Consider the following 14,516-nt stretch of genomic DNA (forward strand, 5'->3'; position numbering starts at 1 on the left):
CCCGCCGCCGGTGGAGGAAAGTTGATCGACATTCGCTTCGGCCCGCAGGTGTGCGGCGACCTGACCGGCGGCGCCGCCCGGGAGTGGCTGGTCACCGACGGTCTCGGCGGCTACGCCACCGGCACGGTGAGCGGGCTGCGCACCCGCCGGTACCACGGGCTGCTCGTGGTGGCCGGCGAGACGCCGGCGTCCCGCCGCGTGGGACTGGTCGGCCTGGACCCGGCCGTGCTGTTCCCCTCCGGCGCCCGGGTGCGCCTGGGCGCGCACGAGTGGGCCTCCGGCGACGTCGACCCGCGCGGCTTCGAGCTGCTGGAGCGCTTCGACCTGACCGACGGCCTGCCCCGATGGCGCTGGCGCGTCGGCGACGTGGTGATCGAGCGGGAGCTGGCGATGACGCACGGCCGCTCCTGCGTGGCCGTCGTGCACCGGCTCGTCTCCGGCGGGCCGGTGCGGCTCGAACTCGCGGCGGCCTGCACCTGGCGGGACGCGCACGGCGAGCGCCGCGCCGACGGTCCGGCCCCGCGGGTGGAGCCGGTGCCGGGCGGGGCGGTGGTCGAGGGCGCGTTCCGGCTCGCCGGGCCGGACTGGACCCCGCAGGGACAGTGGTGGCTCGGCGCGCATCACCGGGAGGAGGCGGCGCGGGGCCTGAACCCCGACGAGGACCTCTGGTACGCGGGCCGGTTCTCGGGCGAGCTGGAGCGCCCGGGCGACACGGTGTCGGTGCTCGCCTGGGCCGGCGAGCTGGCCGAGGAGCCGCCACCGGCGACCGAGGTGGTCGCGGCGGCCCGGGCCCGTAACCGGCGGGTGGTGGCCGCGGCGAAGCCGGCCGACCCGGTCGAGGCGACGCTCGCGCTGGCCGCCGACGCGTTCGTGGTCCGCACCTCCACCGGGCCGGACGTGGTAGCCGGCTACCCGTGGTTCGGCGCCTGGTCGCGGGACACGATGATCTCCTACGAGGGGCTGTTCCTCTGCACCAACCGGGCCGACGAGGGCCGGGAGCTGCTGCGGGCGTACGCGGCGACGCTGTCGGAGGGCATGCTCGCCAACACCGCCGACACCGGGCGGGTGGAGTACAACACCGTCGACGCGACCCTGTGGTTCCTGCACGCGGTCAGCCGGCACGTCACCGTCACCGGCGACACCGACCTCGGCGACGAGCTGCTGCCCGCGCTGCACGGGGTGGTCGACGCGCACCTCGCCGGCACCCGCTTCGGCATCGCCGTCGACCCGGCCGACGGGCTGCTCACCCAGGGCGGCACCCCGGGCACGGCGCTGACCTGGATGGACGCCCGGGTGTACGGGGTGCCGGTCACCCCGCGTACGGGCAAGCCGGTGGAGGTCAACGCGCTCTGGGTCAACGGGCTGGCCGGCCTGGCCGAGCTGACCGAGCTGGCGGGGCGGGACGCGGGCGAGCTGTGGCGGCTGCACGAGCGGGCCAGCGCTTCGTTCCGGCACCGGTTCCCGGCCCCGACGGGCTGGCTGCACGACGTGGTGGACGCGCCCGCGCCGGCGTATCCGCTGGGTGGGGCCGCGCACCACGACGACGACCTGCTGCGCCCCAACCAGCTGCTGGCCTGGTCGCTGCCGTACGCGCCGCTGGAGCCCGACGAGCCCACGGTGCGCCGGGTCGCCGGCGGGCTGCTCACCCCGCTGGGCCCGCGCAGCCTCTCCCCCGACGCGCCCGAGTTCGTCGGGCGGCACCGAGGCGGCCCGGCCGAGCGGGACGGCGCCTACCACCAGGGCACCGTCTGGCCGTGGCTGCTCGGCCCGTACGCCGACGCCGCCCGACGGGCCAAGATGCCGGTCGATGACCTTTTCGTCGGCATCGAGGCCCATCTGACCGAGTATGGCCTGGGATCGGTGAGTGAGACGGCCGACGGCGTCGCGCCGCACGCCGCCACCGGGTGCCCGTTCCAGGCGTGGTCGGTCGCCGAACTGCTGCGCGCCCGCAGGAACGGCCGGTAGCGCTTTACACGACCGCAACGGCGGCGTCTCCGGCGGTTAGCCAGCCGCCAGCAGGATGGGTCCCGATCCAGTCCCGACCGTCCCGGGCACCGCTCCGGTGCCAGCGGCGCGCACTCGGGGAAAACTCAAGGGGGCCGCATTGTCACCTGACGCCGACGTGATCGACATCCATCCCGCCCGGCGACAGCGGGTGCTGATGCTCTCCTGGGAGTACCCGCCGGTCCTCGTCGGCGGCCTCGGCCGGCACGTGCACGCCCTCTCCGTCGCCCTCGCCGCCGCCGGCCACGAAGTCACCGTCGTCACCCGCCACACCGACGGCGCACCCCTCGAGGAGTACGCCGACGGCGTCCGCATCGTCCGCGCCGCCGAAGACCCCGTCACCTTCCCCCTGGCCACCTCCTCCCTGCTCGCCTGGACCATGGCCTTCAACCACACCCTCACCCGCGCCGCACTACGCGCCACCGAAGCCGGCACCTACGACGTCATCCACGCCCACGACTGGCTCGTCGCCCACACCGCCGTGACCCTGCGCGAACACCTCGACATCCCCCTCGTCAGCACCATCCACGCCACCGAAGCCGGCCGACACCAGGGCTGGCTGCCCGAGGAGATGAACCGCACCATCCACGGCGTCGAACACTGGCTGAGCAACGCCTCCGCCCGGGTGATCGTCTGCTCCGGCTACATGCGCGAGCAGGTCGCCACGCTCTTCGACGTGCCGGCCGGGCAGGTCGACGTGGTGCCCAACGGGGTCGACGACCGGGCCTGGCGCGCCCGGCCGGGGGCGGTCACGGCCGCCCGGGCCCGGTTCGCCGGCGACGGCCCGCTCGTCGGGTACGCCGGCCGGCTGGTCTACGAGAAGGGCGTGCAGCACCTGGTGCACGCCGTGCCGTACCTGCGCGACCGGCACCCCGGGCTGCGGGTGGTGATCGCGGGCGACGGCCCCTACCGCGGCGAGTTGGAGGAGGAGACCCACCGCCTCGGGCTCGGGCAGACCGTACGCTTCGCGGGATTCCTGGACTCGACCCGGCTCCCGGCGCTGCTCGGCGCCACCGACGCGACCGTGGTGCCCAGCCTCTACGAGCCGTTCGGGATGGTGGCCCTCGAGGCCGCGGCGGCCGGCGCGCCGCTGGCCGTGGCCCGCACCGGTGGCCTCGCCGAGATCGTCGAGCCGGGCGTGACCGGGGTGACCTTCCCGCACAGCGACCCGGGCGCCCTCGGCGAGGCGGTCGACCAGCTCCTCGGCGACGAGGTCTTCGCCCGGCGGGTGGCCCGGCGGGCGCGCGCCATGGTCGGCCGTCACTACGGCTGGACGACCATCGCCGCCCGGACCGCCGGCACGTACGCGACGGTCGGCCGGGAGCACGGCCCGACGCAGGCCCGGCGCGCCGCCGCCCGGCTCGGCGGGGCCCGCCAGAAGATCACCATCCCGGAGGGGAACCTGCTCGCGGTCGGCGGCGCCGTCCGCTGAGCCGCCGTCGCCGCCGCCCCACCGTCCGGTGGCCGACAGACCGGCCCCGATTGCCGCCCGGCAAGGGCATACTTCCTGCCGGTGCGGCAGATCCACCCACCCCTCCCCGCCACCGTCCCCGGTGGACCGTCCGGGCGATGCCCCTGCGGAGCGTCGGCGAACTACAGTGGCGTAGTTTTGGCGCTCAAGATCCCTGGGGAGGGTGAGCCGACATGATGGGACCGTCCCACGCGCTGTCCGGCGCGGCGGTGTGGCTGGCCGGATCCTGGGCGCTGCAACAGTTCGCCGACTACCACCAGTCGCCGCTGGAGCTCGCCGTCGGCACCGCCGTCTGCGCCGGTGGCGCGCTCTTCCCCGACCTCGACCTCTCCGGCAAGGTGACCCGCAACCAGGGCGGGGCGACCGTCGCCCGTACCTTCGGCGTGTTCTCGCTCTTCATCGCCGAGGTGATGGAGAAGGTCTCCCTCGGGGTCTACTACGCGACGAAGCTCAGCAAGGATCCACGCCGCAACAACGGCCACCGCACCCTGACCCACACCATCCCGTTCACCCTGCTGGTCGGCTGGGGCACCACCACGCTCTGCGCCGCGTACGGCAAGTGGGCCGTCATCGGCATCCTCTTCTTCATGTTCGGGCTGGCGCTGCGCGGCCTGTTCGACAAGTGGGCGGAGCGCGCCGGCTGGGTCATCGTCACCCTCGCGTCGGCCGCCGCCGCCTGGTACACCTTCGCCAACCTGCCCGGCGGCCGGGGCTATCCGCTGATCGGCACCGCCGTCGGGGTCGGCTGCTTCGTGCACATCCTCGGCGACATGATCACCCGGGCCGGGGTGCCCATCCTCTGGCCGATTCCGATCAAGCGTCGGATGTGGACGCCGATCGGGCTGCCGAACAAGATCGCCCTGCGGGCCGGCAGCAAGACCGAGGTGGTGGTCGTCCGGGCCGTACTGACCGCGATCTCGGTGCTCGCGGCGGCCGGGCTGGTCGCCCCGTCGGTGCTGCAACGGTTCAACATCGACGTCTGACGGCCTGCCCGCGCCGGTCAGTCCCACGCCTCGGCGGCCCAGCGGGCCAGCAGCTCCAGCACGGGCCGGCGGCCCGCCATCATCTCCGCCTCGTCGCGGGCGTCGTAGGTGCCGCTGATGGCGGAGCGGCCCAGCCGGCCGAGCATCATCGGCGCCAGCCAGAAGTACTTGGCCGCCCCGGTGAGCCGGACGGCATGGGCCACCTCCCCCGGCGCGACGGCGCCACGCAGCCCCTCGGCGTACCGGTCGGGCACGGTCGCGGCAACCTCGTCGAGCAGCGCGACGTCGACCAGCCCGTCGAGGAAGGTGTCCAGCACCAGGTTGGCCGCGTCCTCGCCGACCGGCCCGGGGCCGACGCCGGACCAGTCCAGCAGCACCGGGCCGTCGGCGGCGAACACCAGGTTCATCGGCCAGCAGTCGTGGTGGCAGAGCGTACGCGGCAGCCGGTCGGTGGCGGCCAGCACGTCGTGCCGCCGCTCCCACAGCACCCGCAGCGCGTCGCGCAGGGAACGCGGCCAGGCGGCGACGGCGACCGGGTGCTCCCACGGCACCGGCGCGGCCACCGGGCGGCTCAGCGTGTAGTCGCGTAGCCAGTCGCGCGCCAGCCAGTCCGGCGGGCGACCGCCGGCCGCCAGTTCCCGCGCCTCGGGGTCGCCGAGCCAGCGGGCGTGTCCGGCGCCGAGCCGGACGGCCACCTCCCCGAGGTCGGCGGGCGTGCAGGCGACGCCCGGCCGGCCGGCGACCTCGGGCAGCCACAGCGCGACCGAGCCGTCCGGCCGGTCGTCGACCGCCAGCGCCGTCGGCGCGGCCAGCCCGGCGTCGGCGTACGCGGCGGCGGCCAGCCCGCTGCGGTACGCCTCGACCTCGCGGCGCCAGTAGTTCCAGTGCCCCGGCTCCTCGCTGCCGGCCCAGTGCGCCGGGCCGGGGCGACCGGGCGGGGTGAGGAGTTTCAGCACGGCCGACCGCCCGTCCCGGCGGGTGCGCCAGATGCCGTCGGTCACCCCGTTGAGCATGTTGTGGGTGAGCTGCCCGGCCGGCACGTCGGCGGGGACGAGGTCGGTCGGCGGGCGGGACGTGGTCACGGGGCCTCAGAGCCGCCGGGGTGGTCCACCGAGGACGCGGACGGAGCGACCGTGGCCGGCGAGCCGGGGCGGCACCAGCGGGCCAGCCACCCGGTCGCCGCCCGCGCCCCCTGCACCACGGCCGCGTGGACCACCACCGGGCAGAGCACGACCGTCGTCGTAAGAAACCAGGCCAACGCCGCGTCGGCGACGACCGCCCCGGTGACGGCCGCGATGCCGGCGACGTACAGGCCGACGAGGAACACAGCCACCCCGCAGGCCGCCAGCGTGCGAGCGAACGCGCCACGGCGGGCGAGGGCGACGTCGCCGATGACGACCGCCGGCACCACCACGAGCAGCACCAGAACGGCACCCGGCAGGGCGGCGTCCAGCACCATGAAGGGCCTGGCCAGTGGCCCGCCCGGGCCGGCGTCGGCGACCAGGGCCAACGCGAGCCGCGCCAAGAGGCCGAACGACCCCTCGGCGACGTACACCAGCCAGGCGGCGACCGCCCCGGCTATGTGCCGGGTCAACGTTCCGATCATCGGCCGGCCTCCCCCGTCGTCAGCGGCCCGCCGCGGTGTGCCACGGCGGCGGTGCCGCGCCCGCCGACGCTAGCGGAACAGCGGCCCGGCATGGGGGCGGTGGCCGGAGCGGACAGCCGCCGACGGGGTGCAGGCCGAGCGGAGGGCCGATCTGGGCGATCCGCCGTCAGCGACCTGCCCCGGGCGCACACGACCAGTCGGCCGAATCGCCGGCAACGGGAGTGGGGACGACGATACGTTCGGGTTGTCGAGCCCGCGGCCGGCCATCCGCACCGGCGTCCGCCGAAAGGAGCATCCGATGGCCCTCTGGGAGGATCTCGCGAGCTGGCGCGGCCCCACCGCCAACCGGGTCCCGAACGGCATGGTGGAGGTTCGCGGCCTGGTGGTACACATCGCCGACGGCACCTATGAGGGCACCATCAGCCACCAGCAGGACCCGGACACCGAAACCTCCTCGCACTTCATCGTCAGTCGTGAGGGTGACATCGCGCAGATGGTCGACACGGCGGACAAGGCCTGGACCCAGCGAGCCGGCAACGGGCACTGGCTCTCGGTGGAGTGCTCCGGGTTCAGCGTCGGCAGCCCGCACCACGCCAGCCATCCCGGCTGGGAGAGGCTGACCGACGAGCAAATCGCCGCCCTCGGCCGGATCTTCGCCAGGGTGCACGAGGAGTGCGGCGTCCCGCTCGCCCTGACGGCCGACACGTCGGGCACAGGCCTCGGTCATCACAGCATGGGAGGCAAGGCCTGGGGGCACGACAAGTGCCCCGGCCCGCCGATCATCGCGCAGAAGCCCGACATCCTGGCCGCCGCCCGGCAGGTCGCCCGTCCGTCCGGGCCCACGCCCTCACCGGGACTCGTCGTACGGCGCGCCGCACCCTGAGACCGCCCCGGGCCGCGCGACTGTCGGTCACCTAGGCGCCGATGCGCTGGGGTGGAACGGTCAGCCCGTAGAGCGCCATCAGTTCCGGGGTGTCGACCCGGCTGCCGTCGGCCACCGAGTCGCAGGAGATGTCGACGATCTGGTCCTTGTGCGCGAGCAGGTAGGGCCGGGCGCCCACGTCCGCGCTGGCCAGGGTGGCGATGCCGGACCAGTGCCGGCGTCCGAACAGCATCGGGTAGCCGCGCAGCCCGTCGTAGGTGGCGCAGACCAGCACGTCGGGGTACGGCAGCGCGACGACCCGACGCACGGCGGTGGCGGTCAGGCCGGGCATGTCGACCGGCACCACCACGACTGCCTCGATGCCCTCGTCGTCGAGCGCGGCGAGGCCGGCCCGGATGGACGAGCCGACGCCGGTCCCCCACGCCCGGTTGATCACCACCGTGGCCTGGCTCAGGTCCGCCGTCTCGCGGACCTGGTCGGCCGCGGCGCCGAGCACGACCACGATCCGCTCGCAGCCCGCCTTGGTCATCGTGTCGATCATCCGGTTCACCAGGGGCTTCTCCCCCTGGTGCAGCAGCGCCTCGGGACCGCCGATGCGGCGCCCCCCGCCCGCGGCGATGATCATTCCTGCGATCCGGTTCAGCTGGGCCCCCTCCACCGTGGAGCGGGCCGTGGCACGAGGGCACGGCCCGCTCCGTCGTACGGACATCGGGAGCAACGAGGAGAAGGCAGACCGGGTAGCGGGGCGAAAAGGGAAAATAGTGCAACCGTTACCGGCCCGGAACCGCACCGCGTCGCCCGTCTCCGGCGTGGCTGGCGCGAAGGTGGGCAGCCCCGTCGAGGCTGTGCGTACGGTCAGGACGGCGCCCCGGCGGCAGCGACCGCGACCGGCATCGGGTCGCGGGGCGGACGCGACAGCAGGCGCGCCAGGTCGCCGTGGGTCCGCGCGAGGAACCCGGCCGCCGTGGCGGAGTAGATCGACATGAGCATGGCCGGCTGGAACGGCAGCAGGCCCGGGCCCGTCAGGGCGGCACGCCGCTCGCCCAGCGACACCGGGCGGTAGGGCACGCCCAACCCGGCGGCGACACCGGCTGCGGTGAGCGCGACGGGCCCGGTCAGCTCGTACGTGCGGCCGCGATGGACGGCCGGGTCGGCGGCCACCCGCACGGCGGCGTCGGCCAGATCCTGTCGGGCCACCGCGGCCAGCGCTCCCGTGCCGAACGGGGCCATGACCGCGCCGTCGACCGGGGCGGCCAGCTGACCGAACAGCTCGGCGTAGAGGCCGTTGCGCAGGATCGTCCAGTCGAGCCGGCTCTCCCGCAGTCGACGCTCCGTCCACCGGTGCGCGAGCGCGAAGGCAAGGTGGTCGCCGTCGCCGACCAGGCTCGTGTAGACCACGTGCCGTACCCCGTGCCGCTCGGCGGCGGCGATCACCCGGTCGTGGCGGGCGACGACGACGTCGTCCTCGCCGTAGCCGGCGGAGACCAGCACCAGCACGCGTACGCCCGCCAGGTCCGGCCCCGCCGGGTCGTCGAAGTCCACGCTCCGCCCGGCGTCGCCGAAGCGACCGGGCGTACGGGTGCCGGCGAGCGGGGCGAGCCCTCGCTCGACCAGCCCGGCGTGGATGAGGGAGCCCAGGTGCCCGGAGGCGCCGGTGACCAGCAGCATGTGGCGAGCCTTTCGGTGGTACCGAATCGGAACTAGCCTCATCGTTGGGAACCACGGACGCGGCCACAAGGAGGCACTTCGATGTCGGCAGGGCACACGGCGGTAACCGACGCGCTGGCGCCCTGCGGCCTGCCCGAGCACCCCGACTGCGGCATCCGAGACGTGCTCGACCGCATCGGCGACAAGTGGTCGGTGCTCGCGATCGTCGAGCTCTCCTCGGGCGTCCGCCGGTTCCGGGAGCTGCAACGGGCCATCCACGGCATCTCGCAGCGGATGCTGACCCTGACCCTGCGCCGCCTGGAGCGCGACGGCCTGGTGCTGCGCACCGCGTACCCGACCGTCCCGGTGACCGTCACCTACGAGCTGACCGAGCGCGGCAGGAGCCTGACCCACCTGGTGCGGCAGTTGGCCGACTGGTCGCTGGCGCACAAGGACGTCATCGCCGAGTCGCGGCACGCGTGGGACGCCGCCAACCCCGGCTCCGCCGTCTCCTGACCGGGGCGGGAACCATCAGGCCGCGTCGGCGTAACAGTCGACGACGGAGAGGTCCAGCGGGAAGCGGACCGGGGTGTCGCCGAAGAGCAGCGCGGCGGCCTGCTCCCCGCACCGGGTGACCGCGTCGGCGACCGCGTCGGCCCGCTCCGCCGGGCAGTGCACGATCACCTCGTCGTGTTGGAAGAAGACCAGTTCGCCGCCGGTGGCGGCGAGCCGGCCGCGCAGCGTCGCCAGCAGGGTCGAGGCCCACTCGGCGGCGGTGGCCTGGATGACGAAGTTGCGGGTGAACCGTCCCCGGGACCGGGCCGCCCGCGCCCGCGGCGACTGCGGATCGTCGCCGCCGTCGGGCAGGTCGGCGTCGGGGTCGCCGAACCCGGCCGTGCCGGGCGGGCAGGTGCGCCCCAGCCAGGAGCGCACCAGCCCGCCGGCCTCCCCCGTGCGGGCCGCCGCCTCCACGTAGCCGAAGGCCGTCGGGTAGCTGCGCCGCAGCACCGCCAGCGCCGGCACCGCCGCCCCGCCGGTCTGCCCGTACATCGCGCCGAGCAGCGCCACCTTGGCCCGGGGCCGGTCGCCGCCGAAGGCGTCCTGGGCGAGGGCGGCGTAGAGGTCGCCGGCACCACCGGCGGCGGCGAGCCGGGCGTCGCCGGAGACTGCGGCGAGCACCCTCGGCTCCAGCTGGCCGGCGTCGGCCACCACGAACCGCCAGCCCGGATCGGCCACCACCGCCCGCCGGATCACCTTGGGGATCTGCAACGCGCCGCCGCCCCGGGTGGCCCAGCGGCCGGAGACGACCCCGCCCGGGACGTACTCCGGCTGGAACCGGCCGTCGCGCACCCAGGCGTCGCGCCAGGCCCAGCCGTGCGCCGTCCAGATCCGGTAGAGCTCCTTGTATTCCAGGACCAGCGGCACCGCCGGGTGGTCCACCCCGCGCAGCACCCAGGCCCGGGTGTTGGGCAGCTCCACCCCGGCCCGGGCGAAGGCCCGCAACAGCTCCGCCGGGGAGTCGGCGTGCAGCTGGCGTACGCCGAACGCGTCGGCGATCCGCGCGGCCAGCTCGGCCAGCCGGCGGGGCGGGCCGCCCACCGGCGACGGCTCACCGAGCAGCTCCGCGAGGAGTCGGTCGTGCACGTCGGCCCGCCAGGGCAGCCCCGCGGCCCCCATCTCCACGGCGATCAGCGCGCCGGCCGACTCGGCGGCGACCAGTAGCCGGAACCGGCCGGGATGCTCGGTGGCGGCGATCCGGGCGAGCTGGTCGGCGTACACCCGGGTCAGTGCCTCGACGCCGGGGCCCGGCGGGCCGGGCAGGGCGTCGAAGAGCGCGGCCTGCCCGTGGCCGGGTGGCGCGGCCGGCCGGGGCGGCGGGTCGGCCGGCACCGGCGCGCCGGTCAGCCGGGCCCAGGCCGCCGCGAACGAACGGGGCTCGCCCCAGCGGCCGGCGTGGCCGAGCAGCAGGGTCTCGGTCAGCTCGACGTCGTGGCAGCGCTCGACCCGCACCCCGGCGCGCAGCAGCGCCGGGTAGACGGTCGCGCCGGAGGCCCACACCCAGCGCGGCCGGTCCGCCGCCTCGCGCGCCGCGACGGCCGCGGCCAGGTCGGTGACCGGCTGCACCGGGCCGACGGGCTGCCCCGCGGCGTCGAGGGTTTGCAGCGCTCCCCCGCCCCGCTCGTCCGAGACCACCGCCACCAGCACGGATGTGATTCTGCCTCGCCCCTGCGACACTCCACCCACCAACCACCCCGGCGGCCCCCGCGCCGGGACGGGTCGGCCGCAGGCGCCGGCGACGAAACGACGGCGCGGTACGGCGGAAACGGGGCGGTGCGGCGGTGCCCGGCTCGCTAGCGTTGACCGGTGCCACCACGGATCCCCCATCCCGAGCCCGGCACCCCGGACATCCGGGGGCCGATGCGGTACCTGTGGTGGTTGGTCCGCTGCCAGCCGTGGCGGGTGCTGCGCGGCAGCCTGTTCGGCACGGCCTGGATGACCGGCCTGGCGGTCCGGCCCTACCTGATCTCCCGCGCCGTGGACGACGGACTGCGGGCCGGCGACAACCGGGCCCTGGCCCTGTGGGTGGCGGCGATCGTCGTCGCCGGCGTCGGGCTGTCCTGGCTGGGCATCATGCGGCACCGCACGATGACCTTCATCCGGGAGGACGCGAAGGCGCGCTCCGCCGCCGTGGTGCTCCGCCGGCTGTCCCGGGTCGGCGCCGTGCTGCCACGCCGGGCCGCAGCGGGCGAGGTGGCCACGGTCGGCGGCACCGACATCGACCGGGCGGCGCAGGTGATGACGGTGACCGGGCCCGGCATCGGCGCGGTGGTCGCATACCTGGTCGTCGCCGTCGTGCTCTGGTCGATCTCGCCCCTGCTCGCGCTCTGCGTGCTGGTGGGCGTGCCGTCGGTCGTCCTGGTCGTCGCTCCCCTGCTGCGCCGGCTGGAGCGGGCGGAGTCGGTCTACCGGCAGCAGCAGGGTGAGCTGACCGCCCGGTCGGGCGACATCGTGGCCGGGCTGCGGGTGCTCGCCGGGGTGGGTGGCCGGGGCCTGTTCGCCCGCCGGTACGCGGCCCGCTCCCGCGACCTGCTCGTCGAGGGATACCGGGTGGGTTCCGTGAACAGCTGGATCGACGCGGCGACGGTGGCCGTCCCCGGGCTGTTCCTCGCGGCGGTGGTGTGGCTATCGGCCCGGATGGCGGTCACCGGCGACATCAGCGTCGGGGAGCTGGTCGCCGTCTACGGCTACGTCGCGACTCTCGTCGTGCCGGTCTGGTTCCTGCTGGAGGGCGGCCACCAACTGATCCGGGGCCGGGTCGCGGCCCGCCGGATCGTCGCCCTGCTCGCCGTCGAGCCGGACAACGTGGGCGGGCCGCGCGACACGCCGGCCCGTGCCCGCGCGGCGACGGTTCCCGGCAGCCGCCAGCCGGCCCGCCCCGCCACCCCGGTCGCGGCCCCCGGCGATCCAGCCGGCCCTGTCCCGGCTCCCGGCGGCCCCGCCGACCTGTACGACCGGTCGAGCGGGCTGACCGTCCGGGCCGGTCGCCTCACCGCGGTGGCCGCCGCCGACCCGGCGGACGCCCTCGCGCTGGCCGACCGGCTCGGTCGGTACGCCGTCAGCGACGCCACCTGGGGCGGCGTGCCGCTGACCGCCGTCGAACTCGACCAGGTGCGGGCCCGCATCCTGGTCGCCGACCACGACGCCTACCTGTTCGCCGGGACGCTGCGGGAGGTGCTGCGCGGGGCTCGCCCCGACGGTGACCGGGAGCGGATCACCTCCGCCCTGCACGCCGCGTCGGCCGAGGACGTCGTCGACGCCCTGCCGGACGGGCTCGACACCCCGCTGGACACCCGGGCCCGGTCCCTCTCCGGCGGCCAGCGACAACGGGTCCGGTTGGCCCGGGCGTTGCTCGCCGAACCGGAGGTGCTGATCCTCGTCGAGCCGACCTCGGCGGTCGACGCGCACACCGAGGCGCGCATCGCCGAGCGGCTGCGCCGCGCGCGGGCCGGACGGACCACCGTCGTGCTCACCACCTCGCCGCTGCTGCTGGGACGGGCCGACGAGGTCGCGCACCTGGTCGCGGGGCGGGTCGCCGCCACCGGCTCACACGCCGACCTGCTCGACCGGGACCCGGGCTACCGGCGGCTCGTGGCCCGTGGCGACGCCGACGCCGAGCAGGCGCTGCGGTGAGCGGGCTGCCGGTCGCCGACCGGGCCACAGTGCGCCGGGCGACCCGGGGCCTGATCGCCCGGGACCGGCGCGCGGTCGGAGTCGTGCTGGCGCTGCACGCCGCCGCCACGGTCGCCGGGCTCGCTCCGCCGTGGCTGCTCGGCAGCATCGTCGACCGGGTGTCCGCGGGGGCCGGCGTCGCCACCGTCGACCGGTTCGCCCTGGCGATCGCTGGGGCCGTGCTGGTGCAGACGTTGCTGTCGCGCTACGCGCAGTACGCCGGCCACCGCTTCGGCGAGCGGGCCGTGGCCCGGCTGCGCGAGGAGTTCGTCGAGCGGACGCTGAACCTGCCCGTCGGCGTCGTCGAGCGGGCCGGCGCCGGGGACCTGGCGACCCGCAGCTCGGTCGACGTGGCCACCGTCGGCCTCACGGTCCGGGACGTGGTGCCCGTCATCGTCATCGCCTCGGTGCAGCTGGTGCTGCTGTTCGGGGCGGTCTTCCTGCTGCACCCGCTGCTCGGGCTCGTCGCGCTGGCCGGGCTGCCGACGATCGCCCTGGTCACCCGGTGGTACCTGCGGCGCGCCGGCCCGGCGTACCTGGCCGAGGGGGCGGTCGCCGCCGAGCTGACCGAGACGCTGACGAGCACTGCGGAGGGCGCCCGTACGGTCGAGGCGCTGCGCCTCGCCGACGAACGGATCGGGCACGGCACCGCGCGCATAGCCCGGGTCTGGGCCGCCCGGCGGAAGACCCTGGCGCTGCGCACGGTGTTCTTCAGCGTGGTGGAGGCCAGTCACCCGCTGCCCGTGGCCGCGCTGCTGCTGGTCGGTGGCCTCCTGCTCGCGCGGGGTGCGGTCTCCCTCGGCGCGGTGGTCGCCGCCGCGCTCTACCTTCAGCAGGCGATCGACCCGCTGGACCGGATCCTCATGTGGACCGAGCAGGCACAGCGCGGCCTCGCCTCGTTCGCCCGGGTGCTCGGCGTCGGTCAGGTGCCGCCGGAGCGGCCCGGTCGGGCCGCCGCGCCGGTGGACGAGCGGCTGGTCGTCCGGGGAGCCCGGTTCGCGTACAGCGGCGGACCCGACGTGCTGCACGGCATCGACCTCGAGGTGCGGCCCGGCGAACGGTTGGCGCTCGTCGGGCCGTCGGGGGCCGGGAAGTCCACCCTGGCGCGGCTGCTCGCCGGGATCGACGCGCCCCGGGAGGGGGTCGTCAGCGTCGGCGGCTGCCCGGTCACCGACCTGGACCCGGCCGAACGCCGGCGGCGCATCGCCCTGGTCACCCAGGAACACCACGTGTTCATCGGCTCGCTACGCGACAACCTCGCGTTCGCCGCCCCGGACGCCTCCGACGACCGGATGCGCGCGGCGCTGGCCACGGTCGGCGCCGACTGGCACGCCCGCCTGCCCGACGGCCTCGGCACCCTGCTGGGCGACGGGGCGCACCAGCTCGGCGCCGCCGAGGCCCAGCAGCTCGCGCTGGCCCGGCTGGTGCTCGCCGACCCGCACACGCTGATCCTCGACGAGGCGACCGCCGCTCTCGACCCGACGACCGCCCGGCGCACCGAGCGGGCCCTGGCCGCCCTGCTCACCGGGCGGACCGTCATCGCGATCGCGCACCGCCTCAACACCGCTCACGACGCCGACCGGGTGGCGGTGCTGGAGGGCGGCCGGATCACCGAGCTCGGCAGTCACGACGAGCTCGTCCGGGCCGACGGCCCGTACGCCGCCCTGTGGCGCTCCTGGCACCCCTGACCCG

General features: G+C 75.7%; 12 protein-coding genes. 7 read left to right on the top strand and 5 right to left on the bottom strand.

Features of this window, described 5'->3' with window-relative positions:
- The first annotated feature begins 21 nt into the window (after positions 1-21).
- The 3 genes from ACLQ20_RS21745 to ACLQ20_RS21755 all read left to right on the top strand — a co-directional run bounded on the left by ACLQ20_RS21745 (position 22) and on the right by ACLQ20_RS21755 (position 4,458).
- Complete coding sequence (locus tag ACLQ20_RS21745; protein ID WP_358122903.1) at positions 22-1,965, top strand: amylo-alpha-1,6-glucosidase; 1,944 nt, start codon at positions 22-24, stop codon at positions 1,963-1,965.
- A gap of 139 nt (positions 1,966-2,104) precedes the next feature.
- A complete protein-coding gene (locus ACLQ20_RS21750) occupies positions 2,105-3,436 on the top strand; it encodes a glycosyltransferase family 4 protein (RefSeq protein WP_425857472.1) in 1,332 nt (443 codons plus the stop codon).
- A gap of 212 nt (positions 3,437-3,648) precedes the next feature.
- Entirely contained in the window at positions 3,649-4,458 is an 810-nt protein-coding gene (locus tag ACLQ20_RS21755) for a metal-dependent hydrolase (protein WP_311412960.1), read from the top strand.
- Between the two features lie 17 nt (positions 4,459-4,475).
- Here ACLQ20_RS21755 and ACLQ20_RS21760 read toward each other — a convergent pair whose 3' ends face one another.
- Both ACLQ20_RS21760 and ACLQ20_RS21765 read right to left on the bottom strand, forming a co-directional pair.
- Positions 4,476-5,540: a phosphotransferase gene (locus ACLQ20_RS21760; RefSeq protein WP_425857473.1), complete on the bottom strand. Its 1,065-nt coding sequence runs from the start codon at positions 5,538-5,540 to the stop codon at positions 4,476-4,478.
- A complete protein-coding gene (locus tag ACLQ20_RS21765) occupies positions 5,537-6,064 on the bottom strand; it encodes a hypothetical protein (RefSeq protein WP_358121733.1) in 528 nt (175 codons plus the stop codon). Before ACLQ20_RS21765 ends, ACLQ20_RS21760 begins: the two co-directional genes overlap by 4 nt.
- Before the next feature lie 298 nt (positions 6,065-6,362).
- Between ACLQ20_RS21765 and ACLQ20_RS21770 the strand changes: the two genes are divergently transcribed.
- Entirely contained in the window at positions 6,363-6,947 is a 585-nt protein-coding gene (locus ACLQ20_RS21770; RefSeq protein WP_425857475.1) for an N-acetylmuramoyl-L-alanine amidase, read from the top strand.
- Between the two features lie 31 nt (positions 6,948-6,978).
- Here the strand turns inward: ACLQ20_RS21770 and ACLQ20_RS21775 are convergent, their stop codons facing one another.
- A complete protein-coding gene (locus ACLQ20_RS21775; protein ID WP_151453217.1) occupies positions 6,979-7,572 on the bottom strand; it encodes a nucleotidyltransferase family protein in 594 nt (197 codons plus the stop codon).
- Positions 7,573-7,802: 230 nt separating this feature from the next.
- Positions 7,803-8,615: an NAD(P)H-binding protein gene (locus ACLQ20_RS21780; protein WP_425857477.1), complete on the bottom strand. Its 813-nt coding sequence runs from the start codon at positions 8,613-8,615 to the stop codon at positions 7,803-7,805.
- Between the two features lie 81 nt (positions 8,616-8,696).
- Here ACLQ20_RS21780 and ACLQ20_RS21785 point away from each other — a divergent pair, with 81 nt between their 5' ends.
- On the top strand, positions 8,697-9,110 hold the full coding sequence (locus ACLQ20_RS21785) for a winged helix-turn-helix transcriptional regulator (protein ID WP_425857478.1): 414 nt from the start codon (positions 8,697-8,699) through the stop codon (positions 9,108-9,110).
- Positions 9,111-9,125: 15 nt separating this feature from the next.
- Here the strand turns inward: ACLQ20_RS21785 and ACLQ20_RS21790 are convergent, their stop codons facing one another.
- Positions 9,126-10,829, bottom strand: a complete 1,704-nt coding sequence (locus ACLQ20_RS21790; protein ID WP_425857480.1) for a bifunctional 3'-5' exonuclease/DNA polymerase — start codon at positions 10,827-10,829, stop codon at positions 9,126-9,128.
- Between the two features lie 225 nt (positions 10,830-11,054).
- Here ACLQ20_RS21790 and ACLQ20_RS21795 point away from each other — a divergent pair, with 225 nt between their 5' ends.
- Both ACLQ20_RS21795 and ACLQ20_RS21800 read left to right on the top strand, forming a co-directional pair.
- Positions 11,055-12,785, top strand: coding sequence for an ABC transporter transmembrane domain-containing protein (locus ACLQ20_RS21795; protein WP_425857579.1), 1,731 nt, complete (start codon positions 11,055-11,057; stop codon positions 12,783-12,785).
- A complete protein-coding gene (locus ACLQ20_RS21800; protein WP_425857482.1) occupies positions 12,782-14,512 on the top strand; it encodes an ABC transporter ATP-binding protein in 1,731 nt (576 codons plus the stop codon). The genes ACLQ20_RS21795 and ACLQ20_RS21800 overlap by 4 nt, the downstream gene beginning before the upstream one ends.
- The last annotated feature ends 4 nt before the right edge of the window (positions 14,513-14,516 follow it).

Origin of the sequence: Micromonospora sp. DT46 (genome assembly GCF_049841735.1) — a bacterium.
Lineage (GTDB): Bacteria > Actinomycetota > Actinomycetes > Mycobacteriales > Micromonosporaceae > Micromonospora > Micromonospora reichwaldensis.

Excerpts from the sequence above, each read along its gene's own strand:
- ACLQ20_RS21755 (WP_311412960.1), top strand. The coding sequence starts at position 3,649 with ATGATGGGACCGTCCCACGCGCTGTCCGGCGCGGCGGTGTGGCTGGCC.
- ACLQ20_RS21765 (WP_358121733.1), bottom strand. The coding sequence starts at position 6,064 with ATGATCGGAACGTTGACCCGGCACATAGCCGGGGCGGTCGCCGCCTGG.
- ACLQ20_RS21770 (WP_425857475.1), top strand. The coding sequence starts at position 6,363 with ATGGCCCTCTGGGAGGATCTCGCGAGCTGGCGCGGCCCCACCGCCAAC.
- ACLQ20_RS21775 (WP_151453217.1), bottom strand. The coding sequence starts at position 7,572 with ATGATCATCGCCGCGGGCGGGGGGCGCCGCATCGGCGGTCCCGAGGCG.
- ACLQ20_RS21780 (WP_425857477.1), bottom strand. The coding sequence starts at position 8,615 with ATGCTGCTGGTCACCGGCGCCTCCGGGCACCTGGGCTCCCTCATCCAC.
- ACLQ20_RS21785 (WP_425857478.1), top strand. The coding sequence starts at position 8,697 with ATGTCGGCAGGGCACACGGCGGTAACCGACGCGCTGGCGCCCTGCGGC.